A 23,666-nucleotide genomic window follows, 5' to 3' on the forward strand; every position below is an offset into this window, starting at 1 on the left:
CCCGCGGACGCGAGACCGTGGCCGACCAGACTTCCCGGCACACCGTCCTCGATTCTACGGGGACATACCCCTCGCGGCCGACGTGCCCGTCTCGTGGTCATCCTCCCGGGCGATGCCGTGCGCGGCCAGTGCACGTGAGGATCTGCGGGTGCCCGACGCCGTCCCTCGCCCCGCGCCCGACCTCACCCCGGCAGACCTCACCGGCTCTGCCCCAGCCCTCACACCGGCCCCGACGCCGTCCCCGGACGGGTCGGCATCACCGGACGCACCGGCCGTCGTCGGAGCGACGGCGCTCGACCGCTGGCTCCTGTGGGGCGGGACCCCGGTCCTCGGGGCGGTCGTCGCGTTCGGGGTGCTGCGCCTCGCCGGTTGGATGGCGGGCCTGCCCTGGGCGCCGTTCCAGGGAATCGCGCGCGCGATCGACGAGCTCCTCGGCGAGCGCGGCGCGCTCGGTGTCGGGATCTGCCTCGCCGTCGGGGTGCTCGCCGGGCTGGCGTTCGCCGCGCACGCGGTACGGGGCATCGCGGTCGTGACCGTCGACCTCGACCGCGCGACCGTGCTCCTGCGCGACGACCGCACCGAGCTCGACCGGGACCACGTCGACGCCGTGCTCGTCGACCGGAAGGACCTCGTCGTGCTCGGCCGTCGTGCGCCGACCCCCATCGACCGGCCCGCGGCGCGCGCGTCGACCTCTGATGCCGGCACCTCGGAGGGCCCGGCTGACGACGCCCCGGTCGTCGAGCTCCTGCACGTGCGCACCGAGCTCGCGACCGGCCGTCTCGCCGCCGCGTTCCGATCGCGCGGCTGGCCGTGGCACGACGACGACCCCTGGGCGGAGGACTTCCGACGCTGGGTCACCGGCGACCCGTCGCTGCCGCCGAGCGCCGACGCCGTCCTGCGCGCCCGGGCTGCCATGCTCCAGTCCGACAAGACGGCCGACGCCGCGGACCTGCGACGCGAGCTCGCGCGCCTGGACGTCGTCGTGCGCGACGTCGACAAGGTCCAGCACTGGCGCCCCGCGACCCCGCCGAGGGAGAACCCTGGTCGCGCGAGGTAGAGCCGTGGTCGCGCGAGGTAGAACCCTGGTTGCGCGAGGTAGAGCCGTGGACACGTTGCCCGACGGCGGTCTGGTCACCTGGGGTGGGCGGGGTGGGTGGTGGTGCCGCGTCTACCATCCGCCGCTCGTTCCTCGCGGCTCCCGCCAGGCCCGCCACGACGCGGCACCACCACCCACCCCGCCCGGCGTCGTCTCGCCCTGGTCGGTTCCCACCTCGGGCGACTGCCCGCGGTGTCGGTCTCGCGAGCCTGGTTCCCCTCGCCGCATCCGGTCTCGGCGCGACACCTCCCGCGCCGCCGCACCGCCGCGCCGCTGTGCTGAACCACGGTTCTCGCTCGCGTGACCACGGTTCTCCCTCGGCGAGGTCGGTCAGGTCGGGGTGTCCTCGGCGAGGGTGAGCAGGCGGGTCATGGTGTTCCAGTTGCGGCCGGTCACCGGGGTGCCGGCGGCCTTCGTGAGGACCGCCGTCGTGAGCTTCGAGCGGCCGATGCCGTCGGGGTAGGCGACGTAGAGGACGCCGTTCGCGACGGCTGCGCGCTCCGTCCCGCCGCGGTCGTCGATCGTGGCGGCGCCGTCGGGGTCGACCGGGTTCTCTCCCACGAGGACGAGGAGCGCGGCGGGCCGCTCCCCCGCGTCGTCGGGGAGAGGGTTGCCGCGGACGATCTTCCGGAGACGCTCGGTCGTGAGCACGGCGACGGCGGCGTCGACGCCGAAGCGTTCGGCGACGGCGTCGTGCAGGAGGCGTGCGACGTCGTCGGGCCGGGACGCGCCGGAGGTCCCGGGCGCGACGACGAGGTTGCCGCTGTTGACGACCGTGCGGGCGTGCGCGAACCCGAGCTCGCCCGCGAGCTCGCGCAGCGCGGTGGACGGGACCTTGCGGCCCCCGACGTTCACGGCGAACAGGAGTGCGACGTAGGCGGTCACGACGGCGCTCCCGGCCGTCGGTGGGACCACGGCGCGGCTTCCTCGAGGCGGGCGGCGAGGTCGAGGAGGAGCGTGTCGTCGCCGTGGTCGGCGCCGAGCATGACGCCGACCGGGACGGTGGCGGAGGACCCGTCGGGGTCCGTCACACGCGCCTCGCCGAGCGGGAGGGAGATCGCGGGGCGGCCCGTGAGGTTCCAGACGCTCGTCCACGGCGTGAACGCGGTCTGCGCGGCGAAGTCGGCGGCGGGGTCGTCGTCGACCCGCTGGCTCCCGACGAGCGCGGGCGGTTGCGCGAGCGTGGGGGAGAGCACGACGTCGACGGAGGACCACGCGGCAGCGACCTCGCGCGTGAGCTGCTGCACCCCGGCGAGCGCCGTGGCGTACGCGAGCCCGCTCACGCCGCGCCCGCGCTCGCGCAGCCACCTGGTCAGCGGCACGAGCAGGTGCTCGCGGTCCGGCGGCACCGGGGCCTGGAGCGCGCCGACCGACCAGAGCGCGGCGAACGCGTCCCAGCGCTCGGCGCCGAACGGCGGGGGGATCTCCACGACGTCGTGCCCGAGCCCGGCGAGGAGCGCCGCGGTCGCGCGGGCGGCGTCGGCGCACGCGGGGTGCACCGCAGCGTCGGCGGCGATCACGGGGTCGAGCAGGAGCCCGACCCGGAGCCGCCGGTCGCCCGGCGTGGCCGCGAGGCGCGCCGTGAAGGTGTCGCCCGGCCACCGGCGCGCGAGCACGTCGAGGAACGCCGCGGCGTCGCGCACCGACCGGGTGAGGACGCCGTGCGTGGCGAGCCCCGCACCGTCGACCCCGTACGGCCCCGGGCTCACCAGCCCGCGCGACGGCTTGAGCCCCACGAGCCCGCACGCGCTCGCCGGGATGCGCAGCGAGCCGCCGCCGTCGCTCCCGTGCGCGACGGGGACGACGCGCGCCGCGACGGCCGCCGCCGCGCCCCCGCTCGACCCGCCCGCGGACCGCGCGAGGTCCCACGGCGTCCGGGCGGTCGGCCCGACGTCGGGCTCGGTGTAGCAGGGCAGGCCGAGCTCGGGGGTGGTCGTCTTGCCGATCATGACCGTGCCCGCGGCGCGCAGGAGCGTCACGACGCCGTCGTCGTAGGGCGCGGGGAACGGGTCGATCGCGGCGGACCCGGCACGGATCGGCACGCCCTCGACCATCGTGAGGTCCTTGACCGGGCAGGGGACGCCGAGGAACGGCGGCAACCCACCCGGGCTCGACCCGGACGCGGCGGTGAGGTCGCCCGAGCGCCGCGCCGCGACGAGTGCGGCCTCGGCCGCGAGCGCCTGCGTGCGCGCGAGGTCGGCGGTGAGGACGGTGAAGGCACCGACGTCCGTGCCGACGCCCGCGGCGGCGTCGAGCGTCGCGTCGAGCACCTCGGCGGGGGAGGTGTCGCCGGCCCGGAGCGCGTGGGCGAGGGCGGTCGCGTCGAGGTCGAGCAGGTCGGTGACGCTCATGGTTCGTGAACCTACGCGGCGTGCCACGACCGCGCGAACCGTCCGGGGTCGACACCCCGCCCGGCCGAGGCGTATATTCCACTCGGAATATTCCTCGCGGACCTCCTCGTCCGGGCCGCCCGCCCGCACCGTCCGCCGCTCCCGCCCGTGAGAACCGTCCCGGAGACGACCGTGCCCGCACCGCGCCTCAGCCCCACGGCGACCCTCGTGCTCGCCGTGCTGCTCGACCAGCCCATGCACCCGTACGAGATGCTCGTGCGCCTGCGCAAGCGGCGCGACGACCGGCTCGTCCGGCTCAACCCGGGTGCCGTCTACCACGCCGTCGACCGGCTCGAGCGCGACGGCCTCGTCGAGCGCGCGGGCGTCGACCGCGACGGCAACCGGCCGGAGCGCACGGTCTACGCCATCACGGACGCAGGCGTCGCCGCGCACCACGACCGCACACGCGAGCTCGTGCGCGAGACGCCGCCCGAGTACCCGGCCTTCCCCGTCGGGCTCGCGCTCCTGCACGACCTCCCGCGCGAGGACGCCCTGGCGCTCCTGCGCGAGCGCCGCGCGGCGCTCGCCGCCGCGACCGACGGGGTGCGCGAGCACCTCGACGGCGTCGTCGCGCGCGGGCTGCCTCGCCGCATCCTGCTCGACGCGTCCTTCCAGCTCCACCAGACCGCGGCCGAGATCGCGTGGCTCGACGCGACGATCGCCGACGTCGAGTCGGGCGCGCTGAGCTGGACCGACGAGCCCCCTCCCGCCTTCCGCTTCCCCCGCACTGCCTCACCTCAGGAGACCTCGTGACCACTCCCGCCCCGGGCAGCAGCCCGAGCACGGCCCCGGCGCCCGCCGACGCCGGCTCCCGCGTCGTGCCCCTCGTCGACCTCCACGGCCGCAGCGCCTGGAGCATCCTGCCGCCGCTCATCCTCGGTTTCTTCATGATCATGGTCGACACCACGATCGTGAACATCGCCGTTCCCACCCTCCAGACGGAGCTCGACGCGTCCCTCGTCGCGGTGGGCTGGGTGAACAGCGCCTACCTGCTCTCCTACGCGGTCCTCCTCCTGCTCGCCGGCCGCCTCGGTGACCGGTACGGCCCCAAGCCGGTGTTCGTCGTCGGCCTGCTGGTGTTCACGCTCGCGTCCGCGTGGTGCGGATTCTCGGGCTCCATCGAGATGCTCATCGCGGCGCGCGTGGTCCAGGGCGTCGGCGCGGCGCTCATGACGCCGCAGACCATGGCGATGATCACGCGCGTCTTCCCGCCGCGGCAGCGCGGGGCGGCGATGGGTCTGTGGGGCGCCACGGCCGGGGTCGCGACGATCGCCGGACCGCTGCTGGGCGGCGTGTTCGTCGAGTCGTGGGGCTGGGAGTGGATCTTCTTCGTCAACGTGCCGGTCGGCGTCGTGGCGCTGTGGTTCGCGCTCACGCGCCTGCCGCGCCTCGCGACGAACAAGCGCTCGTTCGACGTGCTCGGCGTCGTGCTCTCGGTCGTCGGCCTGTTCGCGGTCGTCTTCGGCCTCCAGGAGGGGGAGACGTACGACTGGGGCACCATCACCGGACCGATCACGGTCTGGGGTGTCATCGGCGCCGGCCTGCTGGTGCTCGTGGGCTTCGTGCTGTGGCAGCGCCACCTCGGCGACGGCGCGCTCCTGCCGCTGCGCCTCTTCCGCTCGCGCAACTTCTCGCTCGCCAACGTCGCCGGCATGTCGGTCTCGTTCGCGATGATCGGGATCTTCTTCCCCCTGACGATCTTCCTCCAGTCGATCCTCGGGCTGTCGCCGCTGCACGCCGCCCTCGTCAACCTGCCGGGGTCGCTCGTGTCGGGGATCGTGGCGCCGCTCGCGGGGCGCCTGTCCGACCGGGTCCCGGCCAAGTGGGTCGTCGCGACGGGCTTCGGCGTCCTCGCGGTCGCGATCGGCTGGCTCGCCGCGGTCGTCGGACCCGACGTGTCGGTCGTGACGATCGTGCTCCCGATGACGCTGTTCGGCATCGGCACCGGGTGCGTGTTCTCGCCGCTCGCCAACCTCGCGACGTCGGGGCTCGACCACCGCACCGCGGGTGCCGGCGCGGGCGCGTTCAACACCACGCGCCAGGTGGGCGGCGTCATCGGCTCCGCGGCGATCGTCGCGACGCTCACCGCGCGCCTCGCCGTCACCCTCCCTGCCGCTGCGCAGGATGCGGCGGCCTCGCTCCCCGAGCAGTTCCGCCAGCAGTTCGTCGACGGCTTCGCGAACGCCGGCTCCCTGCAGGGCGGCGCGGGCGGCTCGTTCGACCTCCCGCCCGGGGTGCCCGACGACGTCGCGCGCCAGGTGTCCGACGCCGCCACCGCCGCGTTCCACCAGGGGTTCGCGACCGCCGTCGGGCAGACGCTCGCCGTCACGGCCGTGGTGCTCGTCCTCGGGTTCGTGTGCGCGGTCGCGATGGCGCCGAAGCACGTGGAGCACTGACTCCCGCGGAGCGCGCATCCGGACCACCGCGTGAACGGAGGGTTAAACCTCGCCCCGGAGGCGTGTCGGGGGTGGTGAGCGGAATCACACCGGCGTAGTTTCGAGGGGACGGACGGCACCACCGCCGTCCTCCGGGAGGCCAGCCGATGGGGTTCACGCTCCGCTCAGGAGGGCCGGCACCGGCGCTGCTGAGCCGTGGCACCCACGGCCCGACGGCCGGTCGCCTGCCTCGCCCAGAGAGAGATCGGCGCCCGCGCGCCGGAGGGGAGCCCTCGTGGTCCATTCCTCACCCACCCCGCAGGACGACGGGAGCGACGACGCGCGCCGCACGTTCGTCGTCGACACCTCGGTCCTCCTGAGCGACCCCCGCGCGATCGGGCGGTTCGCCGAGCACGACGTCGTCCTCCCGGTCGTCGTCATCACCGAGCTGGAGGCCAAGCGCCACCACGCCGAGCTCGGGTACTTCGCCCGCAGCGCGCTGCGCATGCTCGACGACCTGCGCGTCAAGCACGGCCGTCTCGACGCCCCGATCCCGGTCGGTGATCTCGGCGGGACCCTGCGCGTCGAGCTCAACCACACCGACCCGGACGTGCTGCCCGCCGGCTTCCGGCTGGGGGACAACGACACCCGGATCCTGTCCGTCGCCGCGAACCTCGCGGCGGAGGGGCACGACGTGACGGTCGTGTCGAAGGACCTGCCGATGCGGGTCAAGGCGTCGGCGGTCGGGCTGCGCGCGGAGGAGTACCGCCACGAGCTCGCCGTGGACTCGGGCTGGACGGGGATGGGGGAGATCTCCTTCACCGACGCGGAGGCCGCGGCGCTCTGGGAGCACGAGTCCGTCGAGCTGACGAGCCTCGACCCGGCGGTCGTCGAGGCCGCCGGGCCGCTGCACTGCCACACGGGGCTCGTCGTGCACTCGCCGCGCGGGTCAGCCCTCGGGCGTGTCACGGCGGACAAGCACGTGCAGCTCGTGCGCGGCGACCGCGAGGTGTTCGGGCTGCACGGGCGCTCGGCCGAGCAGCGCGTCGCGATCGACCTGCTGCTCGACGAGAGCGTCGGCATCGTGTCGCTCGGCGGGCGGGCGGGGACCGGCAAGTCGGCGCTCGCGCTGTGCGCAGGGCTCGAGGCGGTCATGGAGCGTCGGCAGCACCGCAAGGTCATGGTGTTCCGCCCGCTCTACGCGGTGGGTGGCCAGGAGCTCGGGTACCTCCCCGGCTCCGAGGCCGAGAAGATGAACCCGTGGGCGCAGGCCGTCTACGACACGCTCGGCGCGCTCGTCTCGCCGCAGGTGCTCGACGAGGTGATCGACCGCGAGATGCTCGAGGTGCTGCCGCTCACGCACATCCGCGGGCGCTCGCTGCACGACGCGTTCGTCATCGTCGACGAGGCCCAGTCGCTCGAGCGCAACGTGCTGCTCACGGTCCTCTCCCGCATCGGGCAGTCGTCGCGCGTCGTCCTCACGCACGACGTCGCGCAGCGGGACAACCTGCGCGTCGGGCGGCACGACGGCGTCGCCGCGGTCATCGAGGCGCTCAAGGGCCACCCGTTGTTCGCGCACGTGACCCTCACGCGCTCCGAGCGCTCACCCGTCGCGGCGCTCGTCACGGAGATGCTGGAGTCGATCGAGGTCTGACCCTGCGAGGGAGGAGCCCGGTCGACGACCGGGGTCCTCCCTCGCGGCTCCAAGGTTCTCCCTCGCGGTACCGCGGTTCTCTCTCGCGCGCGGGCGGGGGTGGACGAGGACCACGGCGAGGACGCCGACGACGGCGCCCAGGACCGTGTCGAGCGCGCGGTCGAGCGCGAGCGCGGCCGGGTCTGCGCGGTGGGCGAGCGAGGTCATGAGGAGCGCCATGGGCGTGATGGTGAGCATCGCGAGCCCGTAGTGGCGTCCCACGATCGTCTCGGTCACGGTCTGCAGCACCACCACGACCGCAGCCGTCCCCCAGAAGCCGAGCGGCGCGGCGAGCAGCGGCCACGCGAGCAGCGCGCCCGCGACGGTGCCGGCCCCACGCTGGAGCGCCCGCACGACGGCGTGTCGCGTCGACTCGCCCTGCAGGACGGCGGTCGAGCCCATGGTCGCCCAGGCGGCGTGCCCGAGGCCGGCGACCGCGGCGACCCCGCCGGCGACGAGCCCGGACACCCCGACGCGCGCCGTCGCGAGCCGCCACGAGCCGTGGACGCGGGAGCGTGCCTGGGCGGTGAGCGAGGTGCGGACGGGTGCTGCTGCGTCCTCGCGCGGGGCGCCCAGGGCGTCGAGTGTCCGCTCGATCTCGTCGAGCTCGCGGGAGAGCGCGGGGACGGCGCGCCGGGGCAGACGCCACGACGCATCGTCGGCGAGCACCTCGCGCGCCCGGCGGACGGCGGCCTGCGCGGCGAGCGTCCCGTGCGGGGCGGGCGCGGGCAGTGCCGCGTCGGACGGGGGCCCGCCGAGGGCGACGCCCCCGCCACGCGAGGTCTCCCACGCGACGACGGCCACGGCGTCGGCGGCGCGCCGGACGGCGAGGCGCGCGGGCGCCGTCGGGCGCACGAGCGTGCCGGTCATGCAGACGAGCCACGCGAGGAGCGCGCCCGACGCGCCGGCGAGCACGCGCGGGCCGAGGTCGGCGAGCGCCGGTGAGCCCGCGAGCCCTGCTCCCGCGGCGAAGACGACGATCGTCGCTCCCGGCGGACCGGTCCGGACGAGGAGGCAGAAGGCCGTCGCGCCCGCGGCGAGCAGCGCGACGGCCGCCGTCGTCACGATCGTGGGCGCGCCGACGACGGCGAGGAGGGTGAACGCCGCGATCGTGCCGGTCATGAGCGCGCCGACGGTGGCGAGGAGGGCGGCGCGGCGGCGGTAGGGGTCGTACCGGCCGTAGAGCGACGTGAGCGCGCCCAGCGACGCGAACGCCGCGAGGTCAGGGCGGCCGAGCAGACCCGGGACGGCGATCGCGAGGGCGACCGCCGCGCCGCACCGCAGCGCGGCGGCGAGGGTCGCGTCGGCAGGGCTCACGCGCAGCGCGTCGCGCAGGTGGGCGGGGTCGAGGACGTCCTGGGCGGCGGCACGCACGGGGGCGAGTGCGGGCAGCGGGGGCGAGGGGACCGAGGAGAGGAGCGGCATGACCGGTCCAGGGTATCGGTGATTCGAAGATGTTTCACCAGTGAAATACTGTGAGGTCCGCCCTATCCTGGGTCCGTGGACTACGTGGACCGCGTGCGTGCGGAGTGGGCCGAGCAGCGGCCGGACCTCGACACCTCGACCTCCGCCGTCGGGGCGCGGCTGCGCCGTGCCGCCGGTCTCCTCGAGGGCGCGCTCGAACGCTCGGCGGAGCGCCACGACGTCTCGCGCGCGGAGTTCGACGTGCTGGCCGCCCTGCGCCGTGCGGGCCGGCCGCTGCGCGCGGGCGAGGTCACGACGATGACCGGCGCCCCCGGGGCGTCGATCACCAAGCGCCTCGACCGGCTCGAGCGCGCCGGGCTCGTCGAGCGGACCATCGCGGAGCGGGACCGCCGCGGCGTCCTCGTCGCCCTCACGGGGGACGGCGTCGCGCTCGTCGACGAGGTCTTCCCCCAGCAGCTCGACCGGGAGCGGGCGGCGCTCGCGGACCTCGACGACGCCGAGCGCGCCGAGCTCGCGCGGCTGCTCGGCGTCGTCCTGCGCCGCCTCGACCCGGTCGACTACTGACCGACCGCCGAGATCCTGCAGACGCCGGGAGCCGGGCGGACCGGACCGGTCCGGTGGATCAGGCCTGCGGCGGGCGCGTCATCGACAGCACGTCGAGCGCCTCGTCGAGCTGCGCCTCGGTGACCTCGCCGCGCTCGACGAAGCCGAGGTCGAGCACGGCCTGGCGGACGGTGAGGCCCTCCTTGACGGAGTGCTTCGCGACCTTCGCCGCGGCCTCGTAGCCGATCACGCGGTTGAGCGGCGTGACGATCGACGGCGAGGACTCGGCGAGCGCGAGCGCCCGCTCGACGTTCGCGGTGATCCCCGCGACGGTCTTGTCGGCGAGCACCCGCGACGCGTTCGCCAGGAGGCGGATCGACTCGAGCACGCCCTGCGCGATGACGGGGATCTGGACGTTGAGCTCGAACGAGCCGGACGCGCCGGCCCACGCCACGGTCGCGTCGTTGCCGATCACGCGCGCGGCGACCATGAGCACGGCCTCCGGGACCACCGGGTTCACCTTGCCCGGCATGATCGAGCTGCCCGGCTGGAGGTCGGGGATGAAGATCTCGCCGAGGCCCGTGTTGGGGCCCGAGCCCATCCAGCGAAGGTCGTTGCAGATCTTGGTGAGCGACACGGCGACGGTGCGCAGCGCGCCGGAGAGCTCGACCAGACCGTCGCGCGACGACTGCGCCTCGAAGTGGTCGCGCGCCTCGGTGAGCGGCAGGCCCGTGTCCTCGACGAGCAGCGCGATGACGCGCTGCGGGAACCCGGCCGGCGTGTTGATGCCCGTGCCGACGGCGGTGCCTCCGAGGGGGACCTCGGCCGCGCGGGGGAGCGCCGCCTCGAGTCGCTCGACGCCGTACCGGATCGCGGCGGCGTAGCCGCCGAACTCCTGCCCGAGCGTCACGGGCGTGGCGTCCATGAGGTGCGTGCGGCCAGACTTCACGACGGTCGCGAACTCCGCGGACTTGGCCTCGAGCGCCTCGGCCAGGTGGCCGAGCGCGGGCACGAGGTCGCGGACGACGCCGGCCGTCGCCGCGACGTGCACCGACGTGGGGAACACGTCGTTGGAGGACTGCGAGGCGTTGACGTGGTCGTTCGGGTGCACGTCGCGCCCGAGCGAGCGCGTGGCGAGCGTCGCGAGGACCTCGTTCGTGTTCATGTTCGACGACGTCCCGGACCCGGTCTGGTAGACGTCCACCGGGAAGTGCGCGTCGTGCACGCCCGACGCGACCTCGTCGGCCGCGGCGACGACGGCGGCGGCGACGTCCTCGTCGAGCACGCCGAGCTCGGCGTTCGCCCGGGCCGCGGCCTTCTTGACGCGCGCGAGGGCCTCGATGTGGCCGCGCTCGAGCGGGGTGCCGGAGATCGGGAAGTTCTCCACGGCGCGCTGCGTCTGCGCGCGGTAGAGGGCCTGCGCGGGGACGCGCACCTCACCCATGGTGTCGTGCTCGATGCGGTACTCGGTCGTCGGTGCGGCCTCGCCGGCGGCGGCGCCGGAGGCCTCGGGAGATGCAGTCATGGGGCCATCCTGCCGCACCGCCCGCGGGCACCCGCAACCCGCGTGACGGAGGTCACGCGGGGCGCGGGGCGGCCCGGTCGCGCGTCGGCGTCGCGGCCTCAGGCGTCGGCGAGAGGCGCTTCGCCGACGTCGCCGACGACGTCGACCAGGTGGGCGCGGCCCTCGGCGAAGTCGTACTCGACGCCGACGATCGCGCAGCGTCCCTCCGCGACCGCCGCGGCGAGGCCGGCGGAGTACGAGTGGAGCATGTCGACCGTGTTGCGCACGTGCTCGCGGCGCAGCACGGCAGGGTCGAGGTTCTCGAGCGAGCCGTTGCCGGCGCCCGTGATCTTCGCGATCGACGGGATGACGCGGTCGACGACGGCCCGGACGAACCCGTCCGCCTGGGCGCCGGTCGTGAGGGTCTCCACGGCGGCACCCACGGCGCCGCAGGAGTCGTGCCCCAGCACCACGACGAGCGGCGCGGAGAGGATGTCCACCCCGTACTCGATCGAGCCGAGCACCGTGGTGTCGACGACGTGGCCCGCGGTGCGCACGACGAACATGTCGCCGAGGCCCTGGTCGAAGACGATCTCCGCCGCGACGCGCGAGTCGGAGCACCCGAAGAGCACCGTGTGGGGGTGCTGCGAGGCCGAGGTCTCGCGTCGGCGGTCCGCGCCCTGCGAGGGGTGCAGCGGGGCGTCGGCGACGAAGCGGTCGTTGCCGGCTCGCAGCGTCGCCCACGCCTCGGCGGGGGTGAGCGAACGGACCGGCTGTGCGGGGGCGGGAGAGGTCATGGCCCCCATCATCGCGCAGGCCGGGGCGTGCCCGACGTGCCCGTTCGCATGGCGGGCCGGGCCGGGGGGCGGTATCCATGAAGGGTGCCACCCCGGAGACGGGGAAGCCGCGACCGAGGGGAGCTGACGTGCGTCGACGCACCCGAGTGCTCGCCGTCCTGGTCGCCGGGGGGCTCGTGGCGCCGCTCGCCGCGTGCGGCCCGGGCGACGACGGGACGCCGGTGCTCACGTGGTACATCAACCCGGACAACGGCGGCCAGGCCGACATCGCCGCCTCCTGCACGGAGGCCGCCGGGGGCGCGTACCGGATCCAGACCGAGCTCCTGCCGCGCGACGCCGCGTCGCAGCGCGAGCAGCTCGCCCGCCGCCTCGCGGCGAAGGACTCGTCGATCGACATCATGAGCCTCGACCCGGTCTTCATCGCCGAGTTCGCGGAGGCCGACTTCCTGGCGCCCGTCCCCGACGACGTCGCCGACGCGACGACGCAGGACGTCGTGCAGGGCGCGATCGACGCGTCGACGTGGAAGGACGAGCTGGTCGCCATCCCGTTCTGGGCCAACACCCAGCTCCTCTGGTACCGCAAGTCGGTCGCCGAGGCCGCGGGGCTCGACATGTCGCAGCCCGTCACGTGGGACCAGATCATGCAGGCCGCGCAGGACCAGGACAAGCTCCTCGCGGTCCAGGGCGCCAAGGCCGAGTCGCTCACGGTGTGGATCAACGCGCTCGTCGAGGGCGCGGGCGGGCACATCCTCGAGAACCCGGAGGCGCCGGCGGACGAGGTCGAGCTCGGCCTCGACACCGATGCGGGGAAGGCCGCCGCGACCATCATCGGCGACATCGGCACGTCGGGGGTCGGCGGCCCGGGGCTGCCGAGCGAGGACGAGCCGGCGTCGCTCACCAAGTTCCAGGGCGACCGCGGGTCCTTCATGGTCAACTGGCCGTTCGTCTGGTCCTCCACCCAGGGCGCTGTCGACGCGGGGTCGCTCGACCAGTCCCTGCTCGACGACATCGGCTGGGCGCTGTACCCGCAGACCACCGAGGGCGAGGACGCCCGCCCACCCTACGGCGGCATCTCTCTCGGCATCGGCGCGTTCGGCAAGCACACCGACCTCGCGTACGAGGCGGCGCAGTGCATCGTCAGCCCGGAGAACCAGGCCGAGTACTTCGTGACCAACGGGAACCCCGCCGCGAGCATCAAGGCCTACGACGACCCCGACGTCCAGGAGGCCTTCCCCATGTACGACGTCATCCGCGACTCGCTCGACCAGGCCGCGCCGCGGCCACAGACGCCGTACTACAACGAGATCTCCACGGGCCTCCAGCAGACGTGGTACCCACCGGCCGACGTCGACCCCGACTCGACGCCGCAGCAGTCCACCGAGTTCATCACCGCCGTCCTGCGAGGGGAGCGACTCCTGTGAACGCCGGACCTCCCGCCGAGCCCGCACCCCGCGGCCGGCACGCCTCCACCCCGTCGACCACCGAGGAGTCGCCGAGCCGCCGCGACGCTGTGTCCCGCGGCGAGTCCCGCGGCGCGCCCGACGCCGCGGCGAAGGCCGCGCGCAGCGACCGCGCCCGCGCCGAGGCGCGCCTCGGGTGGTACCTCGCCGGGCCGGCGTTCGTCGTCATGCTCGCCGTGACGCTGTACCCGATCCTCCAGGCGGTCTACGACTCGCTCTTCAACTACAAGCTCACCGCCCCGGACGACCGCGCGTTCGTCGGCCTGAACAACTACGTCGTGATCCTCACGGACCCGGTGTGGTGGAAGGCCCTCTGGGTCACCCTGCTCATCACGGTCATCACCGTCGCCATCGAGCTCGTCCTCGGGTTCGCGCTCGCGCTCGTCATGCACCGCGCGATCAAGCGCCTCCGCGGGCTCCTGCGCACGGCGATCCTCGTGCCCTACGGCATCATCACGGTCGTCTCGGCGTTCGCGTGGTTCTACGCGTTCGACATCACGTCCGGGTACGTCAACCACTGGTTCGACTGGGTGCCCGGCATCGGACCGGACCTCAACTGGTTCGCGCAGCAGGGCACGAGCCTGTTCGTCATCATCATGTCCGAGGTCTGGAAGACGACGCCGTTCATCTCCCTCCTGCTCCTCGCCGGCCTGGCGCAGGTGCCGGGCGACCTGGAGGAGGCCGCCAAGGTCGACGGCGCGACCGCGTGGCAGCGGTTCACACGCGTCATCGTGCCGAACATGAAGGCCGCGATCATGGTCGCCGTGCTGTTCCGAGCGCTCGACGCGTTCCGCATCTTCGACAACGTGTTCATCATGACGAACGGCGCCAACGGCACCGAGGTGCTGTCCCTGCTCGCCTACCGCACCTCGATCGGCCAGCTCCAGATCGGCATGGGCTCGGCGATCTCCGTGCTGCTGTTCCTGTGCGTGGTGCTCATCTGCTTCATCGCGATCAAGCTCTTCAAGGTGGATCTCGCCGGCGCGAGGGGGGAGAAGTGATGGGCAGCGTCCTCAGCACCCGGGCCAAGATCTGGTGGGCCGTCATCACGGTCGTCGTCCTCGTCGGGGCGCTGTTCCCCGTGCTGTCGATCTTCATGACGAGCTTCAAGGGGCCCAGCGACATCAACTCCGGGACGTTCCTGCCGCCGCAGTGGAGCACCGACAACTACGAGCAGATCCTCGCCTCGGGCGGGTCGGCGCAGGAGCTGTTCCTCTCCGCGCTGCGCAACTCGATCGGCATCTCGCTCATCGCGACCGTCATCGCCGTCGTGCTCGCGACGCTGTGCGCGTACGCGATCGCGCGCCTGAACTTCCCGGGCAAGCGCCTCATCCTCACGACGGCGCTCGGCGTCTCGATCTTCCCGGTCGTCTCGATCGTCACGCCGCTGTTCAACCTGTGGCGCAACATCGGCCTGTACGACACGTGGCTCGGCCTCATCATCCCGTACCTGTCGCTCACGCTCCCGATCTCCATCTGGACGCTCGCCGCGTTCTTCCGCCAGATCCCGTGGGAGCTCGAGCAGGCCGCCCAGGTCGACGGCGCGACGCCGTGGCAGGCGTTCCGCAAGGCGATCGTCCCGCTCGCCGCGCCGGGCGTGTTCACCACCGCGCTCATCGCGTTCTTCATCGCGTGGAACGACTTCGTCTACGGCATCTCGCTCACGTCGACGAGCGCAGCCCGTCCGGTCCCGGCGGCGCTCGCGTTCTTCACCGGCGCGTCGTACTTCGAGGAGCCGACCGGCGCGATCTCCGCGGCGGCCGTCGTCGTGACGATCCCGGTCGTCGTGCTCGTCGTGCTGTTCCAGCGCCAGATCGTCTCGGGCCTCACCCAGGGGGCGGTGAAGGGATGAGCACCACCGCCCTGCCGGCCACCCCGCTACCCGCCGCGGCACCGCCGCGCCCCGCCCGTGCCGTCGGGCACCGTGCCGCACGCCGAACCCGAGGAGAGAGCTGATGGCGTCGATCACCCTCAAGGACATCGTCAAGCGCTACGGCGACGGGTTCCTCGCGGTCGACCGCGTGAACCTCGACATCGCCGACGGCGAGTTCGTCATCCTCGTCGGGCCCTCGGGCTCGGGGAAGTCCACGGTCCTGCGCATGATCGTCGGGCTCGAGGACATCACGGCGGGCGAGCTCGAGATCGACGGCGTGCGCGTCAACGAGAAGGCGCCGCGCGAGCGCGACCTCGCGATGGTGTTCCAGAACTACGCGCTCTACCCGCACCTCACGGTGGCCGAGAACATCGCGTTCCCCCTGCGCCTCGCCAAGGGCAAGCACAGCGAGGAGGAGATCCGCGAGAAGGTCGAGCGCGCGGCCGACATGCTCGACCTCCGTGAGCACCTGGACCGCAAGCCCGCGAACCTCTCCGGCGGCCAGCGCCAGCGCGTCGCGATGGGGCGCGCGATCGTGCGCGACGCGAAGGCGTTCCTCTTCGACGAGCCGCTGTCGAACCTCGACGCCAAGCTGCGCGGGCAGACCCGCACCGAGATCGCGCGCCTCCAGCGGCGCCTCGGCACGACGACCGTCTACGTCACGCACGACCAGACCGAGGCCATGACGCTCGGCGACCGCGTCGCGGTGCTGCGCCGCGGCGTCCTCCAGCAGGTCGCGAGCCCGCGCGGGCTCTACGAGCAGCCCGTCAACCTGTTCGTCGCGGGGTTCATCGGCACGCCGCCCATGAACTTCCTGCCGGGCGAGGTGTCGGGCGGGCGGATCACGCTGCCGTTCGGCGAGTTCGACATGCCGGAGAACGTCGCGTCGGTCGTCGGCGACCGGAGCCTCGTCATCGTGGGACTGCGTCCCGAGCACTTCGAGGACGCGCGGCTCGTGGACCCGTCCAAGAAGGACCGCGGCCACACGTTCGAGATCCAGATCGACGTCACCGAGTGGCTCGGGGCGGAGCTCTACGCCTACGTGCCGTTCGACATGCACGAGTCCGTGAAGGGCCAGCTCGAGGAGCTGGACCGCGAGCTCGACGGCGAGGGCCTGCGCAGCCAGTTCGTCGTCGCCCTGGACTCCGCGTCGCGCGTGCGCGACGGCGACACCACGGAGCTCTGGTTCGACCCGACGAAGATGATGATCTTCGACCCCGAGACGAGCGAGAACCTCACGCGCGACGACGCCGAGGCCGATCGCATCGAGGAGGAGAACACCGAGGACCGCCGGCGTTCGCTGGAGCGCGCGCAGAAGCAGGACGCCCAGGTCTGAGGACGCCGGGAGCCGCCCGGGCGACTCGCCCGGACGGCTCCCGCGTGTCGCCCGAGGCGCGCCGGCCCGCCGTCAGGCAGACGCGAGCTCGGCGCGGCGGGGCGGGTTGGCGCCGGCGCGGGAGACGGTGACGGCGGCGACGGCGGCGCAGCGTTCGAGCAGGGTGGTCAGCGTGGCGGCGTCGATCGCGCGCAGGGCGTCGCGCCGGTCCGCGCCGAGGAGGCCCGCGTCCCAGAGCCCGTCGACGAGCGCGCCCATGAAGGAGTCGCCCGCGCCGACGGTGTCCACGACGTCCACGCGCGGGGCGGTGACGCGCTGCTCACCGGCGGCGGTGACGGCGACGGCGCCCTCGCCGCCGAACGTCACGACGACGAGCGCGGGACCGAGCGCGAGCCACTGGTGGGCGACGGCGACCGGGTCCACCCCGGGCACGAGCCAGGCGACGTCCTCGTCGCTGACCTTGACGACGTCGGCGAGCGCGACGAGCGCCTCGATCCGGGTGCGGGCATCGGCGGGGTCGCCCATGAGGGCGGGGCGGGCGTTGGGGTCGTAGGTGACCGTGGCGGTGTCGCGCGCGGCGGCGACCAGGGCGCGCACGTCGGACGCGCCGGGCTCGAGCACGGCGGCGATCGAACCGGTGTGCACGGCGAGCGTGCCGGCGTCCGGGGCGGTGCCGGCGGGGACGTGCCACTCCAGGTCGAACTCGTAGGTCGCGGCCCCCTGGGCGTCGAGGTGGGCGGTGGCGACGCTGGTCCGGTCGGCGTCGGTGCTGCCGGGGGTGAGGGTCACGGCGGACTCGTCGAGCCAGGCACGGATCGCGTCGCCGCGCTCGTCCGTGCCGAGCCACGTGGCCAGGCGCGCGTCGCGGCCGAGCCGCCCGAGGGTGAGGGCGACGTTGGCGAGGCTGCCGCCGGGGTGCTCGTCGACGCTGCCGTCGGCGCGGTGCACGACGTCGATCAGCGCCTCTCCGACGACGAGCACGTGCTCGCCCTGCGCAGGGCTCCTGTCGGTCGAGGGGGCGGCGGGGAAGGTGCTCATCGGTCGTCTCCGGTGGTGTCGTCGGGGGTCTCGTCGGGCTCGTCGTGCGCCTCCGGGGCGCGTGCCGCGTCGAGCCGGGCACGCGCGCCGTCGAGCCACTCCTGGCAGCGCGCCGCCAGCGCCTCGCCGCGCTCCCAGAGCGCGAGCGACGCCTCGAGGGGTTCGCCGCCGGCCTCGAGGCGGGCGACGACCTGCACGAGCTCGTCACGCGCCTGCTCGTAGGACAGCGTCGCGACGTCGGGCGTGACAGCGTTGTCAAAGGAAGTCACGGCAGTATTCAACCCCATCTGTGCATCGTGGTCGGACCGGGCGTCCGGGAGCCGGACACCTCGGGGTACGGGACGCGCCTCACGACGCGTCCCGAGACGCGTCGGGGGCGGGCCCGTCGTCGTGCGTGGCGGTGACCGCCGCGTCGAGCGCACCGCGCGCGAGCCGCACGTGGACCACGTCTCCCGCCGCCACGTCGTCGGGGGAGCGGACCACGTGGCCGTCCGTCCGCTGCACGACGGCGTACCCCCGCTCGAGCGTCGACGCCGGCGACAGGGCGCGGACCTGGGCCTCCAACCGGCCCACCTCGCCCGAGGCGCGCACGAGCCGCGTGTCGAGAGCGCGTCGTGCGCGGTCGCGCAGCGCGCTCACGCGCTCGGAGTGGTCGGCGAGCATCGTGTGGGGCGTGGCCAGGACCGGCCGGGACCGGAGGCCGTCGAGCAGGGCCTGTTCCCGCGCCACGCGCGCCGCGACCGCCGCCCGCAGCCGGTGACGGCCCTGCGCCACCCGGGCCCGTTCCTCCGCCACGTCCGGGACGACGCGCTTCGCCGCGGCCGTCGGGGTCGAGGCGCGGTAGTCCGCCACGAGGTCGAGGAGCGGGCTGTCCGTCTCGTGCCCGATCGCGCTCACGAGCGGGGTGCGGCACGCCGCCGCGACCCGGACGAGGGCCTCGTTCGAGAAGGGCAGCAGGTCCTCCACCGCCCCGCCGCCACGCGCGACGACGATCACCTCGACGTCCGGGTCGGCGTCGAGCGCCCGGATCGCGTCGCCGACCTGCTGGACCGCGTGCGCGCCCTGGACCGCGACCTCACGGATCTCGAACCGCACCTGGGGCCAGCGGGCGCGGGCGTTGACCACCACGTCGTGCTCGGCCTTGGACTCCCGTCCGCACACCAGCCCGACGACCTTCGGCAGGAAGGGCAGCGGGTGCTTGCGGTCGGCGTCGAACAGCCCCTCGGCGGCGAGCACGCGCTTGAGGTGCTCGATGCGCGCGAGCAGGTCGCCCACGCCCACCGGCCGGATCTCGCGCGCCTGGAGCTGGAGGGTGCCGCGCCGCGTCCAGAACACCGGCTTGGCGTGCACGACGACGTGCGCGCCCTCTGCCAGCGGCGTGCCGTCGAGCACGCGCGTGGCCGCGGAGACGGGCAGGGACATGTCGAGGTCGGTGTCGCGCAGCGTGAGGAACGCGGTCGACGTGCCCGGACGGCGGTTGAGCTGCACGACCTGCCCCTCGACCCACACGGGCGCCATCCGGTCGACGTACTGCTCGATCTTGCGGGCGAGGAGCCGCACGGGCCACGGGTGGTCCGCGCTCGTCTCGAGCGCGCGTGCCGGCAGCGGGCCGCGGTCCCCGGGCCGGGGAGGCCGCGCGGACGGCGTGCCCGGGCCGGGGACGTCGTCGGGCAGCGGGAGCGAGGCGGTCACGGGACCAGCCTGCCGCACCCCACCCACGCACACCCGGCGCGCCCACCGCTCGGAGCGGGCGTCGCCATGGCTGGGTGGCCGCTCACGGGGCGAGCAGGTCGACCGTCACGAGCACGTACCCCTGGGCGCGCAGGTCGTCGATGATGCCGGGCACCGCGTCGACCGTCGTGGCGTGGATGTCGTGCATGAGGACGACGCTGCCCGGCCGGGCACCCTCGACGGTGCGTCGTCGGGTCTCGGCGGCGTCCTTGGTCTTCCAGTCGAGCGTGTCGAGGTTCCACAGGATCACCTGGAGCCCGGTGCGCGTCGCGACCGACCGGACGCGGTCGTCGACGTCGCCGTACGGGGGGCGGAGGAACGTGGGTGTCTCGCCGGAGGCCGTCGTGATCGCCTCCTGCGTGCGCTCGAGCTCGGTGCGCACCTCGTCGTCGTCGAGCGTCGTGAGCTGCGGGTGGTCCCACGTGTGGTTCGCGAGCAGGTGGCCTGCGGCGGCCGTGTCCCGGACCACGTCGGGGCGCTTCTCGACGTTGGTCCCGACGAGGAAGAACGTCGCGGTGACGTGCTTCTCCGCGAGCGTCCTCAGCAGGCGCTCGGTGTCCGCGCCCGGCCCGTCGTCGAACGTCAGCGCGACGCACCGGTCGACCGTGCAGTCCACGCCCTGCGCGCGCCCCAGCTCGCGGCGTTGCTGCAGCGTCAGCGCCAGCCGGTCGCTCCACACCGCCTCGGTGGCGCCGAGCACGGCGTCCCGCTGTGCCACGGTCTCGGCGACGGGGGCACCGCCCGCGCCGGCGTCGAGCGTGGGGCCCGCGGCGGCGAGCGCGGCGTCGAGCGACGTGCGGTGCGCCTCGTCGGAGACGAGCCCCGCCGACTCGGTGAGCACCGGGCGGCCCTCTGCGACGGCGTCCTCGAGCCCGTCGTACGCCCACTGCTGCCACGCCGACGCGACGTCCTGCGTCGCCCCGACGACCTCCGCCGTCGTCTCGTCGAGCGCCTCGGGCGACGGCGCAGACCCCGTGACGACCTCGAACCGGCGCTCCGGCAGGGAGCGAGGGAAGAAGGGGTTCGGGCGCGTGAGCGCGTCGACCGTGCGGTCCTCGACCGGGTACTCGACGGGTGCGCCGACGAGCGTCGCGGCCTCCGGCAGCGCCGCTGCCAGAGGGTCGCGCACGGCGGGGTCCTCGACCTGGCCCTCGCTCCGGGCCAGCACGGCGCCACCGACCACCTCCGCCACGGCGAGCGTCGCGAGGCGGGGGAGGTAGGCCGCCTCCGCCTCGGCGCGGGCGGTCACGGCGTCCCGCTCCGCCTGCTCGACCTCGGCGTGGTGCTCCTCGACGGACGCGACCCACCGGTCGTGCTCCAGCGACGCTGCGAGGACGAGCGCTCCCGCCACGACGACGGCGACCGCGGGCACGAGCCAGGGCCACACGCGGCGCCGTGGTCGCGTCGGCTCGGCGGGGTCGAAAGGCCCCCCGGGCGCGCGCCGGTCGGACGCGTCAGGGGTCTGGGCGTCGGTCGGGTCGAGGTCGTCGGCCATCACTCGATCCTCCGGGGACGTCGGACGTCCGGCGACCCGGAGCGCCGTCCCGCCGGGGTGAGATCCGTCTCCTGGTCCGGCGCCCGTGCCCCTCGTGCGAGCGGGTCGCGGAGGGACGGTGGAGCACCGGCGTCGGTGCTGTGAGGAGGGCGGGAGGGGCACGGGCGCGGCCGGTGGTGACGGGCCTCACCGGGGTCGGCGCGCGGGCGCTCGCCTAGACTCGTGGCGTGAGCGACCTCCCCGCCGGCTCGTCCGCGCACCCGTCCGACCGCCCCGCCGTCCCGTCGGAGGCGGCCCCGCAGAACGCGGCACCCCGCAAGCGCGTCCTGCTGGCCGCGCCGCGCGGCTACTGCGCGGGCGTGGACCGGGCCGTCGTCGCGGTCGAGAAGGCGCTCGAGCACTACGGCGCGCCGGTGTACGTGCGCAAGGAGATCGTGCACAACAAGTTCGTCGTCGAGACGCTGAGCGAGCGCGGCGCGGTCTTCGTCGACGAGACCGACGAGGTGCCGGAGGGCGCACGCGTCGTGTTCTCGGCGCACGGCGTCTCGCCCGCGGTCAAGGCCGCCGCCGCGGCGCGCAACCTCGACACGATCGACGCCACGTGCCCGCTCGTGACCAAGGTGCACAAGGAGGCCGTCCGCTTCGCCAAGGACGACTACGACATCCTCCTCATCGGTCACACGGGGCACGAGGAGGTCGAGGGCACGGCGGGCGAGGCGCCCGACCACGTCCAGGTCGTCGACTCGCCCGACCACGTCGACGACGTCGTGGTCCGCGACCCCGACAAGGTCGTGTGGATCTCGCAGACCACGCTCTCCGTCGACGAGACCATGGAGACCGTCCGCCGGCTGCGGGAGAAGTTCCCGACTCTCCAGGACCCGCCGAGCGACGACATCTGCTACGCGACGCAGAACCGCCAGGTCGCGGTGAAGAAGCTCGCGCCCGACGCGGACGTCGTCATCGTCGTCGGCTCGGCGAACTCGTCGAACTCGGTGCGCCTCGTCGAGGTCGCGCTCCAGGCGGGTGCCGGAGCGTCCTACCGCGTCGACCGGGCGAAGGAGATCGACCCGGCCTGGCTCGACGGCGCGACGACCGTCGGGGTGACGTCGGGCGCGTCGGTGCCCGAGATCCTCGTGGACGACGTGATCGCCTACCTCGCGGAGCGGGGGTTCGGCGAGGTCGAGGAGGTGCGGACCGCGACGGAGGACCTCATGTTCTCGCTGCCGCGCGAGCTGCGCACGGACCTCAAGGCGTCCGGGTCCGACGGCGGTCGTCCGGCTCGCGGGGGCCGCACCTCGTTGTCCGTCCAGCCCGTCTGACGGTCACGCCGGAGCCGGCCGCAGCCGCCTCCTCCGGGCGGGTGGTCAGGCGCTCGCCCCGCCGGCCGACGGCTCCCGACGGGACTCCTCACGGTCCTCGGGGCGCTCGTCGATGGCGACCACGGACTCGTTGACGGACGCGAGCAGCTCCGGCGCGCTCACGGCGCTGAGCTGCGGGTTCACCGTCGGCGGCGTCGTGAGGTCGTCGTCCACGACGTGCAGGTCCGCGAACCGGCGCGCGCTGACGAGCACGCGCGTCTCGAGCGAGCCGACCGTCCGGTTGTAGGAGTCCGCGGCGCTCTGGAGCTGGCGCCCGAGCTTGGCCAGGTGGGAGCCCATGACCGCGAGGCGGCCGTGCAGCTCCTTGCCGAGCGTGAGCACCTGCTGCGCGTTCGTGGCCAGGGCGTCCTGCCGCCACGCGTACGCGATGGTCCGCAGCATGGCGACCATGGTCATGGGCGTCGCGATGACGACGTTCTTCGCGACGGCGTGCTCGAGGAGCGACGGGTCCTGCTCGACGGCGGCGGAGAGGAACGACTCCGCCGGGACGAACATGACGACGAACTCGGGCGCCGGCCCGAACTGGTCCCAGTAGCGCTTGGCACCGAGGTCGTCGACGTGCTTGCGCATGTGGCGCGCGTGCGCGGCGAGCCGGTCGGCGCGCACCGCGGGGTCGGTCGCGCCCTGCGCGTCGAGGTAGCCGAGGAACGCGACCTTGGCGTCGACGACGACCTGCTTGCCCCCGGCGAGCCGGACCACCATGTCGGGGCGCAGCGCGCCGTCGTCCGTCGCGACCTGGTCCTGCTCCACGAAGTCGACGTGGGGGAGCATCCCGGCCGCCTCGACCACGCGGCGGAGCTGGAGCTCGCCCCACGCCCCGCGCACCTGGGACGACCGCAGCGCGGTGACGAGCTGCGACGTCTCGGCGCGCAGCAGCTCCGACGCGTCGCGGACCCCGCGCACCTGCTCGGTGAGGCTGCCGTGCGCGGCGAGCCGGGCGCGCTCGGCCTCGGCGACCTCGGCCCGCACCTTCTCGAGCGCGCCCGCGAGCGGCTCCACGAGGTGGCGCACGGCCTCCTCGCGGCGCTCGAGCTCGGCCGCGCCCTGCTCCTGGCTGCGCCGCAGGCGCTCCTCCGCCTGGACGAGGAACTGCTCCGTCCCCGCCGCGAGCACCTTGCGCGAGAGCGCCTCGAACTGCGCCTCGAGCCGGCGGTGATCGCCCTGGACCTCCTCGACGCGGCGCTCGGCCGCCGCCCGCAGCTCGGCGAGCTGCTGCTCGTGGGTCGCCCGTGCGAGGTCGAGCCGCTCGTCCGCGCTGCGCTGGGCCGCGCCGAGCTGGCGCACGAAGCCCTCGCGCTCGGCCTCCAGCCGCTCGGCCAGACCGGCGCCGCGCGCCGCCTCCTGCTGCGCCTGCCCCAGGAGCTGGGTGAGCCGGCGGACCTCTGCCGCGGCGGCGTCGGGCGACGCGCGCCGCACGGTGAGGACGAGCGCGGCACCGCCGACGAGCCCCAGCACGAGGCCGACCGCGAAGAGCAACCATCCCGAGGTGTCCATGGCGGCACCCTCCCACGGGGGACCGACACGACGGCGC

Annotated in this window: 20 protein-coding genes; 10 read left to right on the forward strand and 10 right to left on the reverse strand. The window is 74.3% G+C overall.

Going from position 1 to position 23,666, the window contains the following annotated elements; genetic code table 11:
* Positions 1–148 precede the first annotated feature (148 nt).
* A complete protein-coding gene (locus tag CCE02nite_RS05210) occupies positions 149–1,057 on the forward strand; it encodes a YqeB family protein (protein ID WP_141388619.1) in 909 nt (302 codons plus the stop codon).
* A gap of 369 nt (positions 1,058–1,426) precedes the next feature.
* Here CCE02nite_RS05210 and CCE02nite_RS05215 read toward each other — a convergent pair whose 3' ends face one another.
* Positions 1,427–1,981, reverse strand: a complete 555-nt coding sequence (locus tag CCE02nite_RS05215) for a DUF1697 domain-containing protein (protein ID WP_170227225.1) — start codon at positions 1,979–1,981, stop codon at positions 1,427–1,429.
* Positions 1,978–3,447, reverse strand: coding sequence for an amidase (locus CCE02nite_RS05220; RefSeq protein ID WP_141388621.1), 1,470 nt, complete (start codon positions 3,445–3,447; stop codon positions 1,978–1,980). Before CCE02nite_RS05220 ends, CCE02nite_RS05215 begins: the two co-directional genes overlap by 4 nt.
* Positions 3,448–3,594: 147 nt before the next feature.
* Between CCE02nite_RS05220 and CCE02nite_RS05225 the strand changes: the two genes are divergently transcribed.
* From CCE02nite_RS05225 to phoH2, 3 genes are all read left to right on the forward strand, one after another.
* Entirely contained in the window at positions 3,595–4,239 is a 645-nt protein-coding gene (locus CCE02nite_RS05225; protein WP_141388622.1) for a PadR family transcriptional regulator, read from the forward strand.
* Positions 4,236–5,882 (forward strand): MDR family MFS transporter, encoded by a 1,647-nt coding sequence (locus CCE02nite_RS05230; RefSeq protein WP_141388623.1) that lies wholly within the window; start codon positions 4,236–4,238, stop codon positions 5,880–5,882. Before CCE02nite_RS05225 ends, CCE02nite_RS05230 begins: the two co-directional genes overlap by 4 nt.
* Positions 5,883–6,156: 274 nt before the next feature.
* Positions 6,157–7,515 (forward strand): RNA 5'-3' helicase PhoH2, encoded by a 1,359-nt coding sequence (gene phoH2, locus CCE02nite_RS05235; protein ID WP_141388624.1) that lies wholly within the window; start codon positions 6,157–6,159, stop codon positions 7,513–7,515.
* Here the strand turns inward: phoH2 and CCE02nite_RS05240 are convergent.
* Entirely contained in the window at positions 7,465–8,979 is a 1,515-nt protein-coding gene (locus tag CCE02nite_RS05240) for an FUSC family protein (RefSeq protein ID WP_141388625.1), read from the reverse strand. The two genes, phoH2 and CCE02nite_RS05240, sit on opposite strands and share 51 nt — an antisense overlap.
* A gap of 75 nt (positions 8,980–9,054) precedes the next feature.
* Between CCE02nite_RS05240 and CCE02nite_RS05245 the strand changes: the two genes are divergently transcribed.
* Complete coding sequence (locus CCE02nite_RS05245) at positions 9,055–9,543, forward strand: MarR family winged helix-turn-helix transcriptional regulator (RefSeq protein WP_141388626.1); 489 nt, start codon at positions 9,055–9,057, stop codon at positions 9,541–9,543.
* Between the two features lie 58 nt (positions 9,544–9,601).
* On the opposite strand, the gene CCE02nite_RS05250 is transcribed toward CCE02nite_RS05245, so the two are convergent.
* Entirely contained in the window at positions 9,602–11,047 is a 1,446-nt protein-coding gene (locus CCE02nite_RS05250) for a class II fumarate hydratase (protein ID WP_141388627.1), read from the reverse strand.
* 98 nt (positions 11,048–11,145) lie between these two features.
* A complete protein-coding gene (locus tag CCE02nite_RS05255) occupies positions 11,146–11,823 on the reverse strand; it encodes a carbonic anhydrase (RefSeq protein WP_141388628.1) in 678 nt (225 codons plus the stop codon).
* A gap of 128 nt (positions 11,824–11,951) precedes the next feature.
* On the opposite strand from CCE02nite_RS05255, the gene CCE02nite_RS05260 reads away from it, so the two are divergent.
* From CCE02nite_RS05260 to CCE02nite_RS05275, 4 genes are all read left to right on the forward strand, one after another.
* Entirely contained in the window at positions 11,952–13,244 is a 1,293-nt protein-coding gene (locus tag CCE02nite_RS05260; RefSeq protein WP_255318649.1) for a sugar ABC transporter substrate-binding protein, read from the forward strand.
* 89 nt (positions 13,245–13,333) lie between these two features.
* Entirely contained in the window at positions 13,334–14,284 is a 951-nt protein-coding gene (locus CCE02nite_RS05265) for a carbohydrate ABC transporter permease (RefSeq protein WP_141388776.1), read from the forward strand.
* Positions 14,284–15,135 (forward strand): carbohydrate ABC transporter permease, encoded by an 852-nt coding sequence (locus tag CCE02nite_RS05270; RefSeq protein WP_087471521.1) that lies wholly within the window; start codon positions 14,284–14,286, stop codon positions 15,133–15,135. The genes CCE02nite_RS05265 and CCE02nite_RS05270 overlap by 1 nt, the downstream gene beginning before the upstream one ends.
* A 103-nt stretch (positions 15,136–15,238) precedes the next feature.
* Positions 15,239–16,492, forward strand: a complete 1,254-nt coding sequence (locus CCE02nite_RS05275) for an ABC transporter ATP-binding protein (protein WP_141388630.1) — start codon at positions 15,239–15,241, stop codon at positions 16,490–16,492.
* Positions 16,493–16,564: 72 nt separating this feature from the next.
* Here the strand turns inward: CCE02nite_RS05275 and CCE02nite_RS05280 are convergent, their stop codons facing one another.
* The 4 genes from CCE02nite_RS05280 to CCE02nite_RS05295 all read right to left on the reverse strand — a co-directional run bounded on the left by CCE02nite_RS05280 (position 16,565) and on the right by CCE02nite_RS05295 (position 20,756).
* Positions 16,565–17,530 (reverse strand): carbohydrate kinase family protein, encoded by a 966-nt coding sequence (locus CCE02nite_RS05280; RefSeq protein ID WP_141388631.1) that lies wholly within the window; start codon positions 17,528–17,530, stop codon positions 16,565–16,567.
* A complete protein-coding gene (locus tag CCE02nite_RS05285) occupies positions 17,527–17,817 on the reverse strand; it encodes an exodeoxyribonuclease VII small subunit (RefSeq protein WP_141388632.1) in 291 nt (96 codons plus the stop codon). Before CCE02nite_RS05285 ends, CCE02nite_RS05280 begins: the two co-directional genes overlap by 4 nt.
* Before the next feature lie 61 nt (positions 17,818–17,878).
* Positions 17,879–19,222, reverse strand: coding sequence for an exodeoxyribonuclease VII large subunit (xseA, locus tag CCE02nite_RS05290; RefSeq protein ID WP_371861900.1), 1,344 nt, complete (start codon positions 19,220–19,222; stop codon positions 17,879–17,881).
* 82 nt (positions 19,223–19,304) lie between these two features.
* A complete protein-coding gene (locus tag CCE02nite_RS05295; RefSeq protein WP_141388633.1) occupies positions 19,305–20,756 on the reverse strand; it encodes a polysaccharide deacetylase family protein in 1,452 nt (483 codons plus the stop codon).
* Positions 20,757–20,983: 227 nt separating this feature from the next.
* On the opposite strand from CCE02nite_RS05295, the gene CCE02nite_RS05300 reads away from it, so the two are divergent.
* The gene (locus tag CCE02nite_RS05300; RefSeq protein WP_141388634.1) at positions 20,984–22,075 is read left to right on the forward strand and encodes a 4-hydroxy-3-methylbut-2-enyl diphosphate reductase; all 1,092 of its coding nucleotides are present in this window, start codon (positions 20,984–20,986) and stop codon (positions 22,073–22,075) included.
* A 45-nt stretch (positions 22,076–22,120) separates the two neighbouring features.
* Here CCE02nite_RS05300 and CCE02nite_RS05305 read toward each other — a convergent pair whose 3' ends face one another.
* Positions 22,121–23,629, reverse strand: coding sequence for a DNA recombination protein RmuC (locus CCE02nite_RS05305; RefSeq protein WP_141388635.1), 1,509 nt, complete (start codon positions 23,627–23,629; stop codon positions 22,121–22,123).
* Positions 23,630–23,666: the final 37 nt, after the last annotated feature.

This window comes from Cellulosimicrobium cellulans, assembly GCF_006539945.1.
Classification (GTDB): domain Bacteria; phylum Actinomycetota; class Actinomycetes; order Actinomycetales; family Cellulomonadaceae; genus Cellulosimicrobium; species Cellulosimicrobium cellulans.

What these genes read in the sequence shown, in the direction of transcription:
- CCE02nite_RS05275 (WP_141388630.1), top strand. Translation starts at nt 15,239, where the DNA reads ATGGCGTCGATCACCCTCAAGGACATCGTCAAGCGCTACGGCGACGGG.
- CCE02nite_RS05220 (WP_141388621.1), bottom strand. Translation starts at nt 3,447, where the DNA reads ATGAGCGTCACCGACCTGCTCGACCTCGACGCGACCGCCCTCGCCCAC.
- CCE02nite_RS05250 (WP_141388627.1), bottom strand. Translation starts at nt 11,047, where the DNA reads ATGACTGCATCTCCCGAGGCCTCCGGCGCCGCCGCCGGCGAGGCCGCA.
- CCE02nite_RS05305 (WP_141388635.1), bottom strand. Translation starts at nt 23,629, where the DNA reads ATGGACACCTCGGGATGGTTGCTCTTCGCGGTCGGCCTCGTGCTGGGG.
- CCE02nite_RS05285 (WP_141388632.1), bottom strand. Translation starts at nt 17,817, where the DNA reads ATGGGGTTGAATACTGCCGTGACTTCCTTTGACAACGCTGTCACGCCC.
- CCE02nite_RS05270 (WP_087471521.1), top strand. Translation starts at nt 14,284, where the DNA reads ATGGGCAGCGTCCTCAGCACCCGGGCCAAGATCTGGTGGGCCGTCATC.
- CCE02nite_RS05240 (WP_141388625.1), bottom strand. Translation starts at nt 8,979, where the DNA reads ATGCCGCTCCTCTCCTCGGTCCCCTCGCCCCCGCTGCCCGCACTCGCC.
- CCE02nite_RS05255 (WP_141388628.1), bottom strand. Translation starts at nt 11,823, where the DNA reads ATGACCTCTCCCGCCCCCGCACAGCCGGTCCGTTCGCTCACCCCCGCC.
- CCE02nite_RS05295 (WP_141388633.1), bottom strand. Translation starts at nt 20,756, where the DNA reads ATGGCCGACGACCTCGACCCGACCGACGCCCAGACCCCTGACGCGTCC.
- CCE02nite_RS05280 (WP_141388631.1), bottom strand. Translation starts at nt 17,530, where the DNA reads ATGAGCACCTTCCCCGCCGCCCCCTCGACCGACAGGAGCCCTGCGCAG.